The organism is Leptospira kirschneri serovar Cynopteri str. 3522 CT (assembly GCF_000243695.2).
Classification (GTDB): domain Bacteria; phylum Spirochaetota; class Leptospiria; order Leptospirales; family Leptospiraceae; genus Leptospira; species Leptospira kirschneri.
The window spans coordinates 82579-104244 of sequence record NZ_AHMN02000005.1 but is presented as its reverse complement, the minus strand read 5'-3'; the positions used below and the strand labels follow the sequence as shown (position 1 = coordinate 104244).

Annotated in this window: 10 protein-coding genes and 2 pseudogenes; 2 read left to right on the top strand and 10 right to left on the bottom strand. The window is 35.5% G+C overall.

Annotation, left to right across the window (positions count from 1 at the left end):
* Positions 1 to 657: 657 nt before the first annotated feature.
* The 5 genes and pseudogenes from cas7c to LEP1GSC049_RS219665 all read right to left on the bottom strand — a co-directional run bounded on the left by cas7c (position 658) and on the right by LEP1GSC049_RS219665 (position 10100).
* Positions 658 to 1578 (bottom strand): type I-C CRISPR-associated protein Cas7/Csd2, encoded by a 921-nt coding sequence (gene cas7c / locus LEP1GSC049_RS219650; RefSeq protein WP_004751034.1) that lies wholly within the window; start codon positions 1576 to 1578, stop codon positions 658 to 660.
* A pseudogene (gene cas8c / locus LEP1GSC049_RS12225) lies at positions 1575 to 3303 on the bottom strand (type I-C CRISPR-associated protein Cas8c/Csd1). Before cas8c ends, cas7c begins: the two are co-directional and overlap by 4 nt.
* Positions 3300 to 4004: a type I-C CRISPR-associated protein Cas5c gene (gene cas5c, locus LEP1GSC049_RS219655; protein ID WP_004757770.1), complete on the bottom strand. Its 705-nt coding sequence runs from the start codon at positions 4002 to 4004 to the stop codon at positions 3300 to 3302. The pseudogene cas8c and the gene cas5c overlap by 4 nt, the downstream one beginning before the upstream one ends.
* Positions 4004 to 6241 carry a CRISPR-associated helicase/endonuclease Cas3 gene (locus LEP1GSC049_RS219660; RefSeq protein ID WP_016560536.1) on the bottom strand — a complete coding sequence of 746 codons (2238 nt, stop codon included), beginning with the start codon at positions 6239 to 6241 and terminating at the stop codon, positions 4004 to 4006. The genes cas5c and LEP1GSC049_RS219660 overlap by 1 nt, the downstream gene beginning before the upstream one ends.
* Before the next feature lie 2641 nt (positions 6242 to 8882).
* Positions 8883 to 10100, bottom strand: a complete 1218-nt coding sequence (locus tag LEP1GSC049_RS219665; RefSeq protein ID WP_004751000.1) for an aspartate kinase — start codon at positions 10098 to 10100, stop codon at positions 8883 to 8885.
* Positions 10101 to 10265: 165 nt separating this feature from the next.
* Here LEP1GSC049_RS219665 and LEP1GSC049_RS219670 point away from each other — a divergent pair, with 165 nt between their 5' ends.
* Entirely contained in the window at positions 10266 to 12071 is a 1806-nt protein-coding gene (locus LEP1GSC049_RS219670; RefSeq protein WP_016560645.1) for a sodium:solute symporter family protein, read from the top strand.
* Between the two features lie 1303 nt (positions 12072 to 13374).
* Here LEP1GSC049_RS219670 and LEP1GSC049_RS2000000229025 read toward each other — a convergent pair.
* Positions 13375 to 13723, bottom strand: a pseudogene (locus LEP1GSC049_RS2000000229025) (hypothetical protein).
* A gap of 157 nt (positions 13724 to 13880) precedes the next feature.
* On the opposite strand from LEP1GSC049_RS2000000229025, the gene lenA reads away from it, so the two are divergent.
* Positions 13881 to 14576, top strand: a complete 696-nt coding sequence (lenA, locus tag LEP1GSC049_RS219675) for an endostatin-like outer membrane protein LenA (protein ID WP_004751076.1) — start codon at positions 13881 to 13883, stop codon at positions 14574 to 14576.
* Between the two features lie 67 nt (positions 14577 to 14643).
* Here the strand turns inward: lenA and LEP1GSC049_RS219680 are convergent, their stop codons facing one another.
* The 4 genes from LEP1GSC049_RS219680 to LEP1GSC049_RS219695 form a co-directional block, all read right to left on the bottom strand.
* Complete coding sequence (locus LEP1GSC049_RS219680) at positions 14644 to 16578, bottom strand: hypothetical protein (protein ID WP_016560620.1); 1935 nt, start codon at positions 16576 to 16578, stop codon at positions 14644 to 14646.
* A gap of 7 nt (positions 16579 to 16585) precedes the next feature.
* Positions 16586 to 17710 (bottom strand): vWA domain-containing protein, encoded by a 1125-nt coding sequence (locus tag LEP1GSC049_RS219685; RefSeq protein ID WP_004762436.1) that lies wholly within the window; start codon positions 17708 to 17710, stop codon positions 16586 to 16588.
* A 156-nt stretch (positions 17711 to 17866) separates the two neighbouring features.
* A complete protein-coding gene (locus LEP1GSC049_RS219690; protein WP_004762448.1) occupies positions 17867 to 20155 on the bottom strand; it encodes a DUF5682 family protein in 2289 nt (762 codons plus the stop codon).
* 236 nt (positions 20156 to 20391) lie between these two features.
* Complete coding sequence (locus LEP1GSC049_RS219695) at positions 20392 to 21504, bottom strand: AAA family ATPase (protein ID WP_004762439.1); 1113 nt, start codon at positions 21502 to 21504, stop codon at positions 20392 to 20394.
* Positions 21505 to 21666 lie beyond the last annotated feature (162 nt).

The window sequence follows — 21666 nt, the reverse complement described above, 5'->3', positions numbered from 1 at the left end:
TTAAAAAACCTATCAAAACGAATTCGTTTTCTATTTTTTAGAAGTTTAAGATAAACCTAAAACAACATAATACGAAAGCGAATCGTAGTGGAAATTCCAAAGAAATTGAAACAGGGCGGTTTGTCTGTCTCTTTGGCCATCAAATTTGTGAACAATTTACCCGGACGTTATTACGTCGAATTCAAGTTAAATAAAGTCATTCAATTTTTGAGTAAGATTATCGTTAATGGTCCTCATTGAATTTAAATTTGTTCGTAAGTAGAATTTACCGATCTCTATATAATAAAATACTACAACTTTGAGAAAAAACTCTATATAAAGGCAAAATTTAAAATATTCTAATCTGTAACCTTTAGTGGGATTCATTTAAAATAAATTGAATATATAAAAAACATTCTGTTTATTGATTTACTCGACATTAAGTAGTAAATCTTGAAACGATTTGCGCCTAATTTTAGGGAGTTGAATATTTTGCTTTCCTGCTTTACTCATAATTATATAATAAAGTACCTAATATTTTACATAGAATCAGCGTTTTGTGATAGAATTAACGGTGCTCAATTTTATAGAAATCAGTAATACAAAAATTAATTTAGTTTATTGATATATTTAAATATAAAAATAAACTAAACTAATATTGTTTGTATATTTTTCTTTTTAAGAAACTTTTTTGATCAACTCCACTCCTGCCGGCAGATCCGATTCCTGAATTTTGACAGAATAATCTGAAAAATCTCTAGCAGGCGTTGAATCGTCTTTTTTGGATACAGAAATCAGATTGAAAAGTTTATGTGCCGGTGCAACTCCTAACTTTGCTTGGTTGGTGTCTTTTCCGTCTCCTACGTGTTTGAATATGTATAAACCTCTACAATTCATTTCTCCTCTGGCAGCGGAACGATCGTGATCAAACATATTCTGTAAGGAAGACCAGAATAATTCTAAATCTTCTTCGCAAAAACCAGTGTCGTTTGCAAAATGAGCAGAGATAAAACCGTGAGCGCGATAAAGTCCGTAAGAAATTGTATGTTTACGGCCCATCGTTCTGTTATCTCCGTCTTGGTCTTCAGCTTCTTTTTTGGTTGCAACCGCCATTCTAGTGATACTATGTTCTAGATTGATAACAGGATCGATACTACGAGCGAAAGTAAATTGAATGGGTCCTTTAACTACGCCAGCATTTACTTTTAGTGCCATTACGGCTCCAAAGGTGCGCACGTCGTAAAAGTTTTTACACATCCATTCTCTCGCTTTGCCAACTTGGTCTCCTCCGGTTCTTTTTTCTTTTTCTTCTTTTTTAGGAGTTTCTAATTTAGCTCCGACTGCTACGTATGCTTTTTCGTGAGTTTCAATTAAGACCGCTTTCTCTTTAATATAAATATCGTTAGGCGGAGCGGCGCTTTTTACGATAGTCACGTAGTTTCTTACTTTTCGTTTTAAAGAAACGTCTGTGATTAAACCGTTTCCTGTTTCCGGATCAACTCTAGGTTGATTTCCAGCGTCAGGATCTCCGTTTGGATTTCCGTCTTTTACATCAAATAAATAGACAAATTCGTATCGATTTTGAATTGGATTGCTCATTCTGATTCTCCTTGTGGTAATTCTTCTTCTTTTTTCTTAAAAAGAGCGTTTCTTTGGTGATAGTAGCCAACTGCAAACAGTCCTTGGTCTTCGAGGCTGAATGTGTTGGGGATTTTTCCCGATAAAGGAGATAAAATTTCGCCTTTTAGTTTTTCGAACCAGACACTTCCGGATTTAGAAGCGTGCGTGATGCATACTTAGGTTGAATAATACCGGAAAAACAGTAGCAGGTCTTGAAGATGCAGAGGAAAAATATCTGTCTCTAATAGTAGCATTGATTCCCGGATTTGCTCTTTCTTGTAATCTTTCCATTACGGCAAAAAGTCTTCCGAGTCGGTAGGCTACGTTTATGTTTTCTTCGTCCATGGATGTAGTTAACTCCTTATAGTTTTTAAATTTTTCAAATCTTCCTTTTCGATTTAAGATTGCTTTTAGTACGGAGACTCTTACGAAAGAAATTTCTTTGTCTGCCTTAAGTCGGGTCAAAATAGAAGAAAGTAAGGTTCTAGGATATTCACTTCCACTAATAATAGAAGTTACTAATTTACCGCTTAAGGATGGATTGACGTTCTCTATTTTACCTTGAATGGCAGTGGAACTCAGGATTCGATTTAAACTGATAAAACCGGACTCAATATTAGGTATTTCTAATTTTAGATCCGTAAAATGTTGATTTATGTTTTTAGAAATTTCTCCGACTGTGGAAGGATACCAAAAACGAATGGAAATTCGGGCCGCGTTAGGTGCAAGACCTAAGATAAAAAATTTAGTTCCATCGTTTAACAGATATTGCAATTTTCCGGTAAAAGGAGAAACAAAATGTTCTTTGATTGTTTGATTACTGCGTGCTTCTTGTTCTCGTTTTGAGTCTTTTTTTGGGTCTTCATCTGAGGGTTTTAATAAAAATAGGAATTCGTCTTCTAATTCATTTTTAGACTCCGACCAAAACATCATGGTCGTATTTCCTATGAGCATTTTTTGACGGCTGTCTTTTGAGGTTAATGAACTGATCGAAGTTCCGTAAGCAAAGTTTGCGTATTTGCCCGTAGGAGCGTTTGCGCCTTGTTTTTTTCCATAAGATTCAAAGGCATCTAAATTGAACGAAACTAAGTTGGCGCCGGAAGTATTGGCTCCGGTTAAACCGATTTTAGAATGGAGTCTTTCAATGGAGTCCATTTTTCCAGTAACTAAACAGATTCCTTTTTCTACTTCATCTTCGGAAACGTTTTTAGAAATCGTTTGAACGATTTTTTTATCGGAACAGATGATTTCATTTTGTCCTTGTAGTTTAAAAGTGAGATAGTGTTTGTCCTCTTCGATTTCAGCCCAGAGAGGATCTTTTTTAAGTTCGGACATTTCCAATTTAGAAAAGAAATTTAGAATGGATGTTAAAGACGAAGGCTTTTCCGATTTACTTTCTAAATCTTGAATTTTGCGGATAAAATCTTTTTGTTTTTCTTTTTTTTCTAAGCCGAAGATATATTCGAAATTATCCCAAAGTAGATTTGCGTTGATACCGCTGGACCTTATGACCGCTTTTGGAATTGTATATGAGGAAGCTCGTTTCTTTTTTTCATCTTGCCGCGTTGAGATAAATCGAATGAAATTACCTTCTTGATCAATTTCGATCAGATAAGGAATTTCTTTTCTTTCAAATCCTTCTCTCGCTATTTCCCCTTCTTCTAATTTTCGTTCATAATAGTTTACTAATTCTTGTAAAATCATAGTCTTGCTCCATTTGTATTCAGATCCGGAATTACAATACTACCGTTTTGGATTTCTGCTCGGAAAAATTTTGGGCTAGCATCCTTATAACTTTTTGTATCAAAATCATAGTCTTCAAAATCAAGATCGTATAACATCCAACCTAAATCTTGTTGTTCTATTTTGATTAACTTTTCTGTTTGATCGTTTAACGAAAAGTAGGCGGCAAATTCTCGATTACCAAAATAAGGTTGATGATGACATTGTCCTTTTTCGGCTCTTCGTTTAAACATCTCTTCAAATTTTGTGATGCTATCTCCGTCTCCCGCTCTTTTGGTGAGTTTAAAACTGGCGTGTAAGATATAAGATACGTCTTTAAGAAATAGTCCCGCTCTTTGTTGTCTTTCTTCTTCGATATAAAGAGCTAAATTACCGGTTCCGGCTTCCATCGTTTGCGTAATATTTTGAGGAGCAATTTTAGAACCTAATTCGTTTCTACGAACGGATTCCCAGAGGATCGGTTTTAGAATATCAATTTTATGGATGATCCAAAGGATTGCGGGTTTCCAAAGGATTGCGTCGAAAATGGCTCTGGCTGCGGAAGGAGTGATCACGTCGTAGGAGACTCTTTCCGCCTTCATTTCGGGTCTGGTAAAACACGCGTTTTCTCCCCACACTTTTAATTGAAATATTTTTGATTCCTTCATACTTTTTGTTTCCATTAAATGATTAAATCTTGTTCATTCGGAGATTCTAATATTCCTAAATCATTATGATAATAAGAACCGAAAGTTAAAATTCCTATAATCCCTTCGATTTCGGAAATGATTCCTTCGGATAGAAGTTTGTTGTACAGATTTGTTTTGAGATTTACGGTATAACGTTGTGATTTTCGAATCAGTTTATAGTCTAAAAAATTATTTTGTATGACTGAGTTTTGTAATTGAACGATTAGATCTTTACCTTCTTTGTAAGGTACAATGACTGGTCTGGAGTCTTCGTCGATTAACTTGAATTTTTTATTGATCGTTTCAAATTGAAAACTTCTTTTATCTTTCTCTATTTCTTCTTTATCTAATCCTTTATCTTGTTTTAACCAAAATAAAGTGTTAAAGTATTGTTTTAAAGTATCTGGATGGATTAGCTCTTCAAAGTTTTTTATACAATCTCTACTTGCTTGTTCGGTTTGTAAAAGATGTCCGGCAGGAGGATTTTGTTCTGGTTTAAATAAAAATACTTCTCCTAGTTTTTCTTGTCCGTTTTCATCTAATAATTTACCTTCACGGTTACATCTTCCGGCCGCTTGGGCGATACTATCGAGTCCGGCAACGGCTCTAAAAACGATAGGAAAATCAATATCAACTCCCGCTTCAATCAATTGAGTACTGACTAGATAAACCGATTCTCCATTGTTTAGATGATTTTTTACTTTTTTAAGAATGTCTCTGCGATGTTCTGCACAAAGATTTGTAGTTAGATAATATTTATTTCCGGTTAGTTGATTGAAAATTCCACTGGCGTCGCTTTTACGATTTACGATTGTTAAAACCTGATCGTAATTTAAAATTCTTGTTGCAACTTCCATAAAACTTAGTTTTTTCTCTTCCGGTTTGTGAATTATTACTCGTTTTAGCTCTTGAAAAAGTTTTTCCGGTTCTGGAGCCAATTCTATTGCTGTGTCAATCCCGTCAAAATTGAGATCGGTAGATTTTATAGAAGATAACGTGGGTTGGGTGGCGGTGCATAATATTATTGTTACATTATAATATTCTACTAATTCTTTTAGTGTTTTTACGATCGGTTGTAAAAATTGGGGAGGAATCATCTGCGCCTCATCCAAAATAATTACGCTATTTATAATATTATGAAGTTTTCTTACTTTTGTGGTTTTAGAGGAAAATAGACTTTCAAAAAATTGAACATTTGTGGTTACGATTAAAGGATGATCCCAGTTTTCGGTCAAAAGCCTATTTATAGAATTTTCTTTTTCCTTGGAAATATCTATACCCGAATGATGTTCTAAAACGGAATCTTCCCCCAATATTTTTTTGAATACGTCTGCGGTTTGTTCTATGATACTTAAATAAGGAACACCGTAGATCACTCGATCCATTTTGTTTTCAATACAATGTTTTAAAGCAAACGATAAAGAAGTTAACGTTTTACCTCCTCCGGTAGGAACGGTTAAAGTATAAAATCCGGGTTTTAGATTTGTTTTTGATTGAACTTCTTCTAAGATTCTTTTTCTAATTGAATTTACTTTTGTAGCATCTGCTTGTTTTTGTATGTCGTTCAGGTGTTTGTCTAATTTGATATTTAAATCTTGTAGGATTATGGTTTTTGAATATCTTTCTTTGAATTTGACTAGATCCATAAATCTTTCTGTATCTAGTCTATCCGCGTCGATTAAGGTGGAGAATAACATCCGGATTAATAAGGAATGATCTTTAAAACTTTTACCGAGTTGCTTTAATTCGATTCCGTCTAATATTTGTTGAGGGATATACGTAATGGTTTCGGATAATGCCGAAATTTCTTTTTCGTCGTTTAGCTGAATATCTACGTCGATCCCAAAATTTTTTAGACCGGAGTGATGACAAAGTATTGGTAGACATATTAATTTTTTAATAATATCGCTTTGTTTGAATTTGTTGAGACAGTGAATCGCTCCGCTGACTGAGTGTTTTACTGACTTTGCCGTTTTTCCTTCTAGGTGGGCTTCTTCTCCAATATGTCCTGAACGGATTCGAATTCTTTCTTGAAATTCTAATTTAAATTTTCCTAAATCGTGCCAAAGACCTATTAGATAACCAAAAGTTTCTGCTCCAAATTTTTCACAGAATTTTTTTGCAAACTCCGCTACCGAATAGAGGTGGTCGTCTATGAGATGTTCAACGAAACTACCGTCATCTTTGCGAAGAACGTGTGCTATAAAAATGGATTGTTTATCTTTTGTCATCCCGAGTTTTGGAAAGTGGTTGAAAATGTTATATAGAATTTCGGAAAGAAATTCAAATTTTCTTAAATAAAATCATTTTTTAAAATAAAAATTTTAAAAAATAAGATAGTATTTAGATTTTTAGGAATTTTGTATATTCGGAAAGTATAAATTATAGAAGGGAGTCGTCTCTTTTTGGACTTTAACTCATCTCCGAAATAGATTTTTAATTTTTGTCATGTCTGAAAGTTAATAGTTTTATGCGAAAATTTGATTCTTAGTTAAAATTTGTCCCCAAATTTTAGAATGAATCTTTTTTAAATCTTCAATCCAATGTGTTAGTTCCCACAAAAACCGTCGTATGGAATGATTTATTCTTTTTTACTCATAACTAATATAATAAAGTACCTAATATTTTGCATGGAATGAGTGTTTTGTGATAAACTTAACGGTGCTCAATTTTATAGAGATCAGTAGTATTCTTTTGTTATTATCATTTTTGTATGAGTTCCCACGTTGGACGGTTTTAGGACAGGCCCTAAAATGAAAATTTGTTTGGAAAAACAATTAATTCATTTATTTATTAAAAATAAATAATATTTAAATATAAAAAAATACTCCATAATTTATTTATAGGTATTTAAATTTTATCAAATTATCAATTGATTGATTTTGCTTTCGATGATTTTGTAAAATTCGAAGATAATCATTAGAGTTGTTGAAAGATGAATTCTCCATCTGTTTTTGTTTTATGAAAACGGCAGATGGACGCAGTTTTGTTAATCCCACCATGGAATTTTTCAATAACTCTATTTTAAAATTATCTTGAGTTAACGCGAAAGGGATCGATGAATGAACTAAAGCAAAACGCTCTGCTCACGTTGAAGTTTTAGTTTGGAATTATCGTTCGGAAATATTTTAGAGTGGGTTTGAGCATAAGAGAAATTTTTCTAAAGAAGAGTTCCTACATTCATTTATAGTATGATGAATCCTAGTTTTTTAAAGACTAAAAATAGTGGAGTTCCCACATTTTAAGTTTTACCGTAAAATTCCGATTTGCAGTAGTTCCCACGGATTAAGTCGCATTACGAATTTTTAAACATTCATTTTTTGTGATTCGCGTCGAAAAGTTCCATATTTATTTTTTATGGAAAGATTAGGTTTTTATAAAGTGAATCTTTTACGCCAAACCCATGTTAAATTATTATGAAAATGGCATCAAAAATGAGCAGTGTATTATTTGCGAAAGTGTAAAAGCTCTTATAATTTGTGTTGTTCCGTAATTTATGCTTGTTTTGTGTTAGTTCCCACATTTTAAGTTTTGAAAGAAATATTAGAATCGTATTATTTTCATGTGTGAGTAGTCACTTTTTTGTTCATGTTACAAAGTGGGGATCTACCTTAAAATTGATTTTATACTAACGTGAGTTTGAACATGATTCATTTTTCTGAAAAAAGTTGAAATCTGAACTTTACAGATCGATTCCTAAAATGTGGGAACTACCACGAATCGCGGTTTTACGAACAAATTCTGATATCATACTTTTAGAGAATTTTTTCTCGGCTGAACTCATTCTTTTCAAGTTCAGAAGGGGCGCTATTTTGTCATAGAGAATTCAAACTGAAATAAATTGGGTTCTGTCGGAATTGAATACAATCTGGATTGGCTTTGGCTTGTTCTTTCTCTCCTTTTAAAGAAGAGAAAGAACAGCGGCTTGATAGGTCGAAAAATTATATATTATAAAAGCTTTATTGGCTTTTATAGACATAATAATTGCGAACCTACTTTTGCCATGCTGAACAAATGCTAAGCGAAACCGTTCAATCGCCAAACAGAGAATCAATACAAGGGTGCGAAAGGTTCGTGATTGATCGGGAGAAACAGGTTCGCAGAAGCGTTTTCATTATAAATGATCGGCTTTTAAAAATCTATAATATAGTTAAAGAAAGAATAGAATTAGAAATTTATAACTATCTAAAGAGACGTAATTATGAAAACTACTGTGTTTCGTATTTTTAATTTTGAATTATGTTTGTTGCTAGAATATATGTTTTACTCATCCCATAAAATTGAACCTCGGTAAATGTTGTTATAAAGCGTCGGTTAGGAGAGTTCTGTATAATCCAATGTAGTATATGAGCCTGTCGAACAGTGAGACGTTTTAGTTTGAAAGAGTGTTTTGCTAAAGTTCCTATCGCATCGATCCTTTTTGTGTTAACTCACGTTAGTTTAAAATAAACGTTTTTAAAACTAGAGTTATTGAAAAATGAATTTTCAATCTGTTTTATGGGAGTGGTCAGTTGAAACAGTTTTTTAATTAAAACTATATAATATTCAATAAATATAATTTTTTAAAGCTTTACATAAAAATAAGAATCAGGACCGGTTTTGTAGAAGTATCTAAAAATAAATTTTGACTGTGCCAATGGTCTTTCAAAAAAATCATAATCGTTTATAATTTTTTTTGAATATACTTTGAAAAAAATAAAACCGGTTTAAAAAAGATAAAATGAATACTATCAAAAAATCATCGACTAATTGGGTTTTGATAAAAGTGGCGAATGGAAAATAAGGTTTAAAAATCCCTAAACAAAAAAGGATTGGAAACTGTCGTGGTACAGTAAATTTTCAAAGTGACGTTTGTGGATTTTGGAACGGACTTTAAGAAGAAAGACCAAATACGTCGTGAATTTTATTGACAGCGATTTTAGCCTGACTTTCTGCAATTACACAGGAGATCTTGATCTCCGAAGTAGAAATCATTTCTATGTTGATTCCGTTGTCTGCAAGTGCTTTGAACATTCCTGCAGCGACACCTACGTGTGATTTCATGCCGACTCCGACCGCGGAAACGATCGCAATATTTTCGTTGATTTCTGGTTCACTTGCGTTATGCGACTTCGAGAATCCTTGAAGAATGGGTTTCGCTTCTTGGACGTCTTTTTTCGGAATAGTAAAGGAAATCGTATTCATACCGTTATGCGGAGAAGATTGAACGATCATATCTACAAGAATATGTTTAGAACTAAGCTCGCCAAAAAGTCCTGCAGCTAAACCTGGTTTATCCGGAACCCCTGCGATTGTAATTCTTGCTTGATCGTTTTTAGCGGTAACACCACTTACTTTTAATTTTTCCATAATCTTATCCTCGCTCACCACGAGCGTTCCTATATTATCGTTGAAACTAGAGCGAACATGAATGACCACGTCGTAATTCATCCCAAGTTCCACACTTCTGGAATGAAGAACACCCGCACCTAAACTCGCTAGCTCGAGCATTTCTTCGTAAGTAATTTGTTTATGTTTTTTGGCGCTGGGAACAACTCTTGGATCGGCGGTGTAAACCCCATCCACGTCCGTATAAATCTCACATTCTTTTGCACCTAAAACGGCGGCGACAGCGACAGCAGAAGTGTCGGAACCACCTCTTCCTAAAGTTGTGATATTTTCTTCCGCGTCTATTCCCTGAAAACCCGCGATGATGACCACCTTACCTTCGTTCAACGCAGAATCGATTCTGGATCGATCGATCATTTTGATCTTAGCATTTGAGAAATTTCCGTCCGTAAGAAGTTTGATTTGAGAACCTGTAAAAGAAGTGGCTGGAACTCCGATTTCCCAAAGAGCCATAGCGAGAAGTGCAGTGGAAATTTGTTCGCCCGTAGAAAGTAACATGTCCATTTCACGTTTAGGCGGATTGGAAGAAATTTTTGCCGCGAGGTCTACAAGTTCATCCGTGGTATGCCCCATCGCGGAAACTATAACCGCCACTTGTTGACCTTTATCATGATAGGATTTGATTCTTCTTGCGACGTTCTGGATCCTTTCCGGAGTACCCACGGAAGTTCCGCCGTATTTTTGAACGATTATATTTGCCATAACCTTATGGCAGTCATGATTTTCATAACAGACGGAGGATCAAGAGAATTCGATTTTGATTCATTATATTTTGGAAAGAAGGTTTCGTTTTCAGGAAAGGTATTAAAACTGACGAAAGTTTTATCAACTTCAAACGAGTCTTGATTTTACCTTTAAGAAAAAAATATGTTCAGCGTTATCGATTGGTTTTTTATATTTATGTATCTATCCTTTGCGTTTGCGGCGGGGATCTTACTTTCTCCAAAAGCGGGCAAAAGTCTCGTATCCTACTTTGTAGCCGATCGTAAACTACCTTGGTGGTGGCTCGGAACTTCCATGGTTGCGACCACGTTCGTCGCGGATACTCCACTTGTAATTACCGGTTTTGTCGCGGCTGATGGAATTTCGGCTAATTGGTTTTGGTGGAGTTGGGCGATCGGTTATATGGCCATGACCGTTTTTTTTGCGGGTAAATGGAGAAGGATGGAAGTACTCACGGACGTAGAATTTGTAGAACTACGTTATGGAGGTAAACCGGCGATCATACTTAGAATGGTCAAGGCATTCTATTTAAGTATATTAGTAAATTCGATTGTACTCGGATGGGTATTTAAAGCGATGTCCAAAATTACCGGACCTTTTTTAGATTGGAAAGATTTACTCGGCGCCGATCGATTTGCGATCATACAAAACGTATGGCCTTCTTTTTTAATATTCGATTCTTTGAATAATACGATTACTGTTTTGATTCTATTTTTGGTGGTGATTGTATATAGCAGTATGGGAGGGATCCAAGGTGTGATCCTGACCGATCTTGTTCAATTTGCTCTGGGAATGGGAGGGGCTATTTTGTTCGCGGTATATGCGGTTTCGAGCCAGGGAGGAGTTTCCGGACTGCTTTCAAAAATGGAAGAAATATATCCCGACAAACACAAATCGATTTTGAGTTTTTGGCCGGACTTTCAGGAAGCTTCGTTACCAATTAACGTTTTTCTAATATTTATAAGCGTACAGTGGTGGGCTCAGTATTATTCTGACGGTTCCGGATATTTGGCTCAGAGAATTCATACCGCAAAAAATCCAAAAGAAGCGGAAAAAGGATCTCTTTGGTTCAACGTGGCCAATTTTATGATTCGTACCTGGCCTTGGATATTAACCGCACTTGTAACGTTAGTCGTGTTTCCTCTGCATGATCCGACGAAATACTTTTCGGAAGGCTGGATCGTTGGCGGGGATCGCGAGATGGGATATCCAATTTTAATGAAATTGATATTACCCAACGGAATTTTAGGGATTGTATTTGCGAGTTTGATGGCTGCTTTTATGTCTACGGCTGACACTCATATCAATTGGGGTGCGAGTTATATCGTAAACGATTTTTATTTGAGATTTGTACATCCAAAAGCGGACGATAAAACTTTAGTGAAAGCGAGTAGAATTGCAGTAGTTACTATGTCTATCATCGCCATTTTGGTAGCCACTCAGATTCAATCCATCGCAAACGCTTGGAAGTTTTTGCTGGCGTTTGCTTCCGGAATGGGATTGCCTCAGATACTAAGATGGATTTGGTGGAGAACTAACGCTTGGACCGAACTTTCTGGAATGATCACTGCGCTGATCCTTTCTATGATTTTGTATCCCTCTTTTCCAAATATTCGATCGGAATATCTTTTATTTTGGGTTGCGATTGGTTCCGTTGTGGTTTCTATCCTAGTTACGTTCCTAACTCCGCCAGTTCCACAAAACACGTTAGACGATTTTATAAAAAGAGTAGATCCTATCGGATTTTGGAAAGGGGAAGATGATAAAAAAAGGCTCGAGGATTTTTATAAAAAAATCTTTCTTTGGCTATTAGGAACGGCCGCTTTATTTTTTGGAATGTTTTCTTTAGGGTATTTTTTCTTATTACGGTTTTGGCAAGGGTTTCTTTGTCTGATTGGTTTTGTACTTTTAGGGATTTTGTATTGGAAAAAAGAATTTGGTAGAAATTGACAGATTCTAAATTGTAGTAAAGTAGAATATTTTAATAAATTAATAATAAATATTTGCCATAAAATGTGTATAAGCGGCACCTAATATACATTTGGTTCTTGAGTGAATTATTTTTCGGATCAAAAACTTTTGTAGCGTTAGTCGGTAATGGAGTTTTGGTGAACTTATATTAACGTAAGGAAATCTTAGGTCAATTTTTTCGTAAAAAAAATAAATGTAGGAACTATTGCAAATCGTAGATTTACCAATTAAACTTTGAAAATGTGGGAACTACTATGAAATACCAAAAGAATCATCGTCCAATCCGATTTTTGCATAAAACCGCTGTTTTACGGCCATCTTTAAAATTTAAATCCCAGTTTAATGTGAGTCCGGCTTAAGAAAAAATTTTTAAAAAGTAGTAGTTCCTCTAATTTTAGAATTTGTTTGTAAAACCGTGGTTTGTAATAGTTCCCACATTTAAAGAATCGATCTATGAAGTTCTGATTCCAACTTTTTTTCAGTATTATGGGTTTCTTGCGTCGAACTCACGTTAAATAGTCTTTGAAAATGTGGGAACTATTACAATTTTTTAAGAGCGGAAAACTCTTAAAAAGTCAGAAACTGCGTAAAGAAACCTACTACTCGGACGCATAAAAATAACACTAAAAATTACTGGCATTTTAGCGAGGATGCAAAGGTTCTCAAAAAACTACACCTAACCCAAATTTTGGGCTTTTTTGTGGTAGATCCCACATTCTAACTTTTAAAACAAGTTCACAATCGTATTCTTTTGATATATCCGAGTAGTAATCTGTGGGAACTACTACATTGGATTTATTAGGCTCTTAGAGAAATATTAAAAATACGTGAGTTTGATATAACGCGAAAGGGATCGATGAATGAACTCAGCACAACGCTCTCTATGAATCGCGTTAACTCAGCAAAACGCTTTCCTAAGGGGCGCTCTGCAGGGTCGCGTTGGAAACTCAGCAAAACGCTTTTTACGAAAGCGTTTTAGGATCAAGTTATTGGTATTTTATGAAAATTGAATCTGATTCTGTAGTTTCACAATAACTTGACCGAAGCTAAAGAGCCTGGTCCGGCTGCCTGTGGCAAGCCAGATTCGCCCTAATTTTATTACGTCGAACTCACATTAAAAACGGTAGTAATTTTGAAGTTTTGTGCGGAATTTTTCAAGGAATTCCTATAAATCCAAATCTAAAGAACAAATTTCTACATACAAATAATCATTTAAATGACCGAAATAAAATTAGAAATTCATTATATACTAATTCTCAATAAACAGTCTCGTTGATTGATTCTAATGGATTTTATTCATCAATCGATCACGTATTGTTTTTAAACTTTCATAAGAACCCGTTGAACGCCAATAAAAGCGAGATGCTTTAGTTGCCGCAGCCTTGATCTTTCCGATAAAGTGAAAAATTCGGCGCGTTCGCGCGAAGTGACTCAACTAACACCTTTCTATTTAGGTTTTGAGATGCACTGTAAATAAAAAACTTTTTAGGAAACAACCTTTTGTTCTTATAAGTCAAAAAAAGTTTTGTTTTCAGATATAGTCTGTATCTTATAAAACGAATCTGTTCAAGATATAATATAATGTCTTTGTTGTAACCTTTACTGATAGAACTTAAAAAAGTTTTTTCCAATAGATTATAAATTTATTTCCAAAAGGTGAGAAATACTCACCTGGATCTGTTATTTAGTTCTAAGTTCGTTTGATTTGCTTTTTAGGTTAAAAATTTTTAAATCTAAACTTGAAAAAGTAAATTCAAACGAATCAATTTAAAATAAGGAAATAAAATCTTGAAAAAAATATTTCTAACATTGCTTATCGGATCCGTTGTATGCGCTCTTTATTCGTGTGGGGATAAAAAAGAAGAAGATAATTCAGAACTACTTCTTTTCCTTCTCAATTCATTAGGTTCTTCTAATAATACTTCTACTCCCGTCGTTACTTCTTGTAAGGATGCTTCTTTTTGTAGAACTTTTATCGCTACCAATAACGGGGCGGGTTATAATGGAAACTTAGGTGGAATTTCTGGAGCAGACGCAAAGTGTGCCGCTGCAAAATCTTCTAGTTTAACGGGAGCTTATAAGGCTTTGATTGTCGACGGTCCAACTGGAAGACAAGTTATTTCTGCTTTCGATGGATCAGTAGATAAAAAAGATTGGGTTCTTTATCCAAACAAACAATACCGTAGGAGCGACGGCACTACGATTACCTTTACTACAAACGCAAATTCTATTGTTGTAGATAATCTTCAAAATGGAATTGATTCAGGAGCTCAAAAATTCTTTTGGAACGGTTTAGGAAACAACGTTGGATTTCTTTGGGAGCCATTATCAAACTGTAATAATTGGAATTCTGCCGACGGACTTATTACTGGACAGGCTGGAAATACAACCCAACTTCAAGCGGATATAACTCCAGAAGGAGCTTTTACCGTTGATAACCATGATTGTAATACCAATCTAAATCTTCTCTGTGTAGAACAGTAAGTTTTTCAAAAACATCGTCCTTTAAAGGGCGATGTTTGATTTCTAAACCTTATACAAATAACAGAAATTACTTTTGAGATAAAAGTTCCATTTCTTTAGAAAGGCAAAGTAGGGCGATTAAAGTAAAAATAGGAGAAACGTTAGTTTCTTTTGAAGATTGTATTGATGTAATTACGGATTCTAAAAGAGTCGAAATTCTTTTTAATCCTAGGTTTTCGGATTGTTGAACTAGTTTTTTCCAATGATTGATTTTACCAAATTGTTTTAGACCTATTAGGCATACTTCGGAGATAGTAGTTCTTAATTCTGTAATATAATTTTTTAGGGAGTCCGTTTCTGAACGAACTTGATTTTGGGTTTGAAAATTAGATTTGTCGGAATGGGATTTTGGGTCTAAATAAGGCTGTAACATCGTACGATTCCCCCCTTGTTCGATTACGAACGACACCGGTTTTATGTAAAGTCTGCCAGAGGTTACATCTGCAATTCCGCAGACGTAACGTAAATGAGAATCGACTAACGCGTGTTGTAGATTTTCTATGCCGTAGGATGCTCTGCTGTAATACGGTAGCTGAGCGTATGCAATGTTCCCATTTTGATCTTCCAATTCTATATTCATTTGTTGTAAAATATTATCAAAATGAGGTTGAGTAAAACGTTCTACTTTAAATACAAAAAAATTACCAGCCGCCCAACGGGGACCTAAAGGACGAGGAGGTTTTTCTAAAAGTGTTTTCATCGTTTCATTAAAATTGTCGGAAAAAATGTTTCTGCTCAGAGATTCAAAAGAAAACGTCTGAGGATTTAAAGTTACTTTATTACTGAATTGTAATTTACCAGATGCGTTTTTTTTGATCGAAGAACTGAGGATAGAACTTTTTCCGAAATCGTAAATTGGAATTCCCTTGAGCACAGGAAAATTACCGATAGAGTGGAACGGTTCATCCATCTGCTTTTCGAAAGAACATTCGTATAACAGTATTTTGTCGGATTTAGGATCGGCAAAATAAGAAAGTACTACAAAACCTTTTTTAAAAACTTTGATTCCGGAGCCTAACCCAATTAAACTTCTGACGATCAATTCGGAAGAATACGCTTTTGTATCTCCTCTGATGACTAAAGAAGGAACGGCACCTTTATTTTCTTTTAACGCATCCATTCGTATAATCCATTCTCCTAAAAGGTATACAACTTGATCTGGATCGAACAAGGAATCGTGTAAAAGATATTTTGAATATTCCTCCTGTAGCTCGGATAAAACTTCCGCCGGCCATAAGAGCCCTTCTTCTAAACAGGAACGCTCCAATTGAGACAATCTTTCTTTTAAATATTCGGAAGCTCCTTGAAATCCATATTGTACAATTTCTTTCAGAATTATATTGGCTCTATCCGTAATATCTGACGAGATTTTTATTTCTTGAATGTTAGTAGAAACAAATTCTTTTTCTAAGTGCGTTAGACGAAATGACCATACCGCTACAGCGATTATCTGTTCACCAAGTGATCCTTTACAATCTGCACGAGCGTATCGAATATCGTTCGGAACTGGAAAGTGAACGGTTCCAAGTCCGTGAATTTTTGCAACCGGAACGTCCGTTCTATCCAGTTCTACGGCAATGCCGGAATTAAAAATGGATTTGGCTTTTGTAAACGAAGAAGCGGAAATAAAAGAACGCAAACTTTCATCGCTAATACTTCCCGGATTCCAAGAAAGATTTGGTTTGTCTGAGATGGTTCGTTTTTGATAAGCGACAATCGTTCGTATGATATGTCTACAAACTCCCGTAGAAGAACAAGTACAACTTGACTCTTGAATTGGAACGGACCCGGGTAAAATACACGTGACCGAATCTTCCCAAACGACTTCAATACTTCCGTTTTCGGTTTCTTTCCACTCGCCTTTGGTTCCGGATTCTATATCCTTTAGGGCTCGGTTTACCGTTCCTTTGCTCGTTAAAACTTCTAATTCTTGCAGTGATAAGGAGAGAATATCTTGACGCATTGTATTCCTACTTGATTTTTTCGCTTACCCAATTGGCAAGTTCTCCAGGAGTCATCGCGGCTATTTCTGCTCCCACATTTACGAGTTTCTCTGCCATTTCCTTGTCATAGTTTGGATTTGAAGTTTCGTCTAACGCTGCTAAACCTAACACTTTCACTCCGCTTTCCACCAAGTGATGAGTGTTGGAAATGAGTTTTAAGGGAGGGGCTCCTTCGCAAAAATCGCTAATCAATACGATTATGGTTCTGCGCGGGTTTTCGATTTTTCCTTCTGCATATAATAGAGCCGAACCAATATCCGTACCACCACCTAACTGCACTTTCATGAGAGTTTCTACCGGATCAGAACAATGATCTGTAACGTCCACGATTTCGGTATCAAATAAAATCAAACTGGTCTTGATCGATTTAATTCCCCAAAAGATGGAAGCGGTAACCGCAGAGTGGATGACACTGTCCAACATACTTCCGGATTGGTCCACTAAAATGATTAGATGCCAACGTTCTGCTATAGAACGATAAGTTCTGGAATGAAACAATGGCTTTTGAAGAATCAACTTTTGGGATTTAAGATCGTAGTGTTTTAAGTTGGAGCGGATCGTATTTTTGATGTCGAAGTTTTTATAAATCTTTAAAGAAGAACGTAGATTTCTATTTTTAACTCCTTGAAAAGAAGTTAATATTGTAGTTTCTAATTTTTTCATCAATTCATCGATCACTTTTCGAACGAGTTCTCGGGCCAGGCTTAATACTTGCGGATTCATAAGATGTTGAGTGTGTAATACCGCTTTTAAAAGAGTTGTATTAGGCGAAGCCCGTTTCAAAAGTTCTGGATTGGTTACCATTTCCATCACTTGATAACGTTCTAATGCGTCTTTTTCGATCCGTTCTATCGTTCTTTTAGGAAAAAGTTCATGTATTTCGTTGATCCATAAAGGTACGGTCAGATTGGATTCGTTCAGACCTCCGGTTCGTACGTTACGATCCTCTTTATACTCTCTACCGTATAGATATTCCATCGCAACGTTCATTCTTTGTTGTTCTTCGGAAAATGTTTCGTTTCCAAAAGATTGTTCTGAACCGTTGCCAAGAATGAGTTTCCATCGAATGAATGTGCTAAAATCGTTTTTCATATATTGTAATTATTGAATATGTAATATTTTTATAGTTAGAAAAGTTTTAATTTGAATTATATCCATAAAACGAAACACGACAAAAGAATGTGGTCGGATTAATTTTTTCTTTGTTTTTGCGAATCATTTAATAGCTCCGGCTTGTATTTTTCAATTTTATACGTCTTCGTAGTAATTAGTTCTAATTCCATATCTGGATGCGGTTTCGAACAAAATCTTTTCAAATTCGATTGCTCTTAAAATTGTTTCTGGGTTTTCATGATCGGATAGTTTGTCTAAGGAAGGTCGTATGATTTCAAATAAATTTTGGCCGATTTTATGTTTTTCTCTGGGAGTAAAAAAAGTAAAAGCCATACGTAGGGCGGGTAGTGCTTCTAAAAATTCAGAATGAGATAATTCTGATATTCTAATGTTTAGGGCGGTTAGGAGTGTTTTGTCTCTTTGAGCAGTTTCTCGGGCGATTAAAAAAAATCCGGATAAAAAATCTCCAAGTTCGGTAGGATCATAAAATGAATTGAGCTGATCTAAGATCGATTGGTCGTCGATCAAATTCAGTCCCCCGAAAACGGCCCCTTGTACGAAAGGATCTATTTTTACATCTGTTCCCACACGTGATAACACGCCCCGTATCTCTTCTAAGGATAATTCTAAGGATTCGGCAAAATACTGATATGTCTGTACGATCGTTTGAACTCCTTTGGCTAGTTTTAAACCGTCGGAGGATGTGGCTCCTAATCGATCCAAAAGATTGAGACATCGTAGATAACTTTCTCGAAATATTCCTTCTAGGCTTTCCCTGTTTTCTAATATTATAATTTCGTCATATTTATATAAATAAGAAATGTGTTTTAGCGCGGAACACATTCTTAAAAAATCGCCCGCAATTGAAATTATATCTGAAAATTGTTTTAGTAAAAAAGTTAAATGTTTTCCTAAACCGGCTAACGCTGCGTCAACGAGGCAGATGGCTGCCAGTTCGGGATCGGTTTCTGAACGGATACGTTGATTTAACACTCCTGCTGAGGCTTCTGAGAGTGTGGCTCCGTAACGAGATGCTTCTATACAAGAAGAATGAAACTCAGCTTTTGTAGAGATATTCCATTTTTCTTTTATTTTTTCTAAATCCTTTCGGGAGATCATATCCGTACCTTCTAAAAAAGTATAACCGGCGATCTCTAAAAGATACAAACGATGTAAAACCTTGCTTTGTTCCCTTTGTTCCGAATCCGTCAAATTCAATTCTAAAATTCTAGTTTCCCGTTTTGCAGAAAGATTTAATTTTTTTAATATAATTTCTATGTCAAAAAAGATCGGAGGTAGGGATGTTCCTTCTGCTAAACGACCGATACGATTTCCTTCCATCACTTCCGAAATACAATCAAGTAAATGGTGACTAACGTTTCTAGCGATTTCGTCCTTGATGACGGTCGCACGAAAGCCGTCGATCAGATCTTTTTTCCAAATATTTTTGTGACCTCGTAAATCGGCCAGGGCCTTGCTCATGGTTTCGGAAGCGATCCTATCTGCGGAGCCGATTCTATGTCCTTTTTTTCTAAGTGCGTTTAGGATTTTTTGAACTAGTAGACGATGATCGAACGATCCCTGTTTTTGAAAACTTTCCCAAACAAAATCATAAAAACCCGGACTTGGTATTCCGGAAGTATAACCATTAGTTGTGTTTAATCTAGAGTTGGAATAAGGAGTTAAGGAAATTTCTCGGTCGTAGAATTTTTCCTCTTGATTGACCCAGAATAATTCGTCTGCTTGGGGCGGCTTGGAAATCTTTTCTTGAAGTGTATGAGAATGATAACCTCCTGTAACTACTAAAATCGGACCCGTAAATTGTGTTTGTGCAAGTCGAATTTGATGTGTCATAAACGCTTCTCTTGCTTGAACGATTTCTTCGGAATGTTTATTTTCTTTTCGAACGTAATTACAAAAAAGGGTCACTTGTTCTTTATACTCGTCTATTTGTGTTAGGTGATTGACTTCGAAAAGTTCATCCCATAAATCGTGAAAATCGGAAACTCCCATTTTTTTACAAAGTGCTAAAACGAAGTCGTTTTTCCAAAAAAGTTCGTCGTGTACCGTTTTAACATTTGGTTTTTCCGAAACACTTTTGATGGTATATAAATCGGCCCAAGGAAGGTCTATAAAACGAGCAGGAATTTTTAGGGTTTTGGCCGTTTGTAGAGCGATCCATTCTGGAGAGTAGTTGCAAAAAGGATAATACGCTCCTTTGGAAAATCCTTGTTCGTCTCTGAAGACGCTGTAGATTGCGATCGGTAGAGTATGAGGTAAAAATAATTCTTCTATCTTTGGGTTGAAGTCGTAAGGACCTTCGATTAAAATTGCTGAAGGACGTAATTCGTTTATATATTTTTGAAGAGAGAGTGACGCAGAAACGCTATGATGTCGTATCGGAAAGAAAAGAGTAGAATTCATTGTTTTTCGGTTTTTGTTTTATGGAAAAAGTGACTCTGCTTGTTTGTGAAGTTTTTCATAAAATTAATTTTTAGAATATTCAAAGATTATATTTTATAAATTTCAAAGTATATTTTAGAGATTTTTTATATTTTATTTCGAACTGCATCAAATTTTTAATTTATATCATCAAACTGAGATTTTGCCAAAAATTTTATATGAATAATTGTCATTTTTGGATTTTACAGTGGATCTAGTTAGGAATTCCTGTTTAAAAGTTTTTTAGACTGATAAAACTCTGGCCAAGCGTGTCCGTTTCGATATGCGGCCACTTGATCAAAGTAGTGTCTTATTTTTTTTAAGTCTTCAACCGAATCTTTTACACCGGAACCTAACATGTTAGAGACTATATGTCCTGCGTTTACTTTTCCTTCGTCGTAGTAATACGCGTGTAATACGGCAGAAAATCCTACGCTGACCGCTTCCGCGGTACTCAACGTGGAACTAAGCGGTTCCAACGCCTTTCCGGAAATTGTTTTAGAATTTCGTAATTCGTGAAAACAGGTTACGAGTACTTCTGTCAAGTCCTGGGGAAGTTTTGTCGGCACGTTTGCTTGTTTTAATAAACGTTCCATTTCTCTCTCGACTAACGCTTGTTCTTCGGAAATGCTAGAAATGGGTGTTACGGTTTCGAAGTTAAATCTTCGTTTTAATGCGGAACTCATTTCGTTGGTTCCTCTATCCCGCGTGTTGGAAGTGGCTATGATATTAAATCCTTGTTTGGCGAAGAGTACATTTTCTTCTCCGTTCAATTCCGGTATGTGTAATACCCTATCGCTTAATATGGAGAGTAACGTGTCTTGAATTTCTCCAGGACAACGGGAAAGTTCTTCAAAACGAACTATTTTTCCTAACTTCATACCTTCATAAATTGGAGCAGGGACTAGGGATTTTTCGGACGGTCCTTCTGATAACATCAGTGCGTAATTCCAAGAATAACGAATTTGATCTTCCGTCGTTCCGGCGCTTCCTTGAATCGTAAGTGAAGAATCTCCAGAAATTGCGGCGGCCAAAAGTTCACTCAAATAACTTTTGGCTGTTCCTGGTTCTCCGATTAACATTAATCCTCGATTGGTGGCGAGTGCCACGATACAACATTCTATAAAATTTCGTTCTCCTACGAATTTTGGAGAAATTCCGGAATTTACATCACCTAACACAAAGTCTATGACTGCTTGGGGTGAAAGGTTCCAACCGGGCGGTTTTGGTTTTGTTTCGTCCCTTTTTTTTAATCGCTCCAATTCTTCGGAGTATAGTCTTTCTGCGGGTGGTTTTTGTATGTCTAAAAGTGAATTTTGTTTTTCTCTCATTTTTTATATTCTCAATTTGATTCCTTTTTTTTACAAAAGATCGATTTTATACTTTAGAGTTGTTGAAAAATTCCATTGTAGGGATGAACAAATTGCTTCAATTGCCCATTTTGATACAACGAAAACTTTCATTTTTTAACAACTCTTTTATAATTTTTGGAA

What these genes read in the sequence shown, in the direction of transcription:
- cas7c (WP_004751034.1), bottom strand. Translation starts at nt 1,578, where the DNA reads ATGAGCAATCCAATTCAAAATCGATACGAATTTGTCTATTTATTTGAT.
- cas5c (WP_004757770.1), bottom strand. Translation starts at nt 4,004, where the DNA reads ATGGAAACAAAAAGTATGAAGGAATCAAAAATATTTCAATTAAAAGTG.
- LEP1GSC049_RS219660 (WP_016560536.1), bottom strand. Translation starts at nt 6,241, where the DNA reads ATGACAAAAGATAAACAATCCATTTTTATAGCACACGTTCTTCGCAAA.
- LEP1GSC049_RS219665 (WP_004751000.1), bottom strand. Translation starts at nt 10,100, where the DNA reads ATGGCAAATATAATCGTTCAAAAATACGGCGGAACTTCCGTGGGTACT.
- LEP1GSC049_RS219670 (WP_016560645.1), top strand. Translation starts at nt 10,266, where the DNA reads ATGTTCAGCGTTATCGATTGGTTTTTTATATTTATGTATCTATCCTTT.
- LEP1GSC049_RS219680 (WP_016560620.1), bottom strand. Translation starts at nt 16,578, where the DNA reads ATGCGTCAAGATATTCTCTCCTTATCACTGCAAGAATTAGAAGTTTTA.
- LEP1GSC049_RS219685 (WP_004762436.1), bottom strand. Translation starts at nt 17,710, where the DNA reads ATGAAAAACGATTTTAGCACATTCATTCGATGGAAACTCATTCTTGGC.
- LEP1GSC049_RS219690 (WP_004762448.1), bottom strand. Translation starts at nt 20,155, where the DNA reads ATGAATTCTACTCTTTTCTTTCCGATACGACATCATAGCGTTTCTGCG.
- LEP1GSC049_RS219695 (WP_004762439.1), bottom strand. Translation starts at nt 21,504, where the DNA reads ATGAGAGAAAAACAAAATTCACTTTTAGACATACAAAAACCACCCGCA.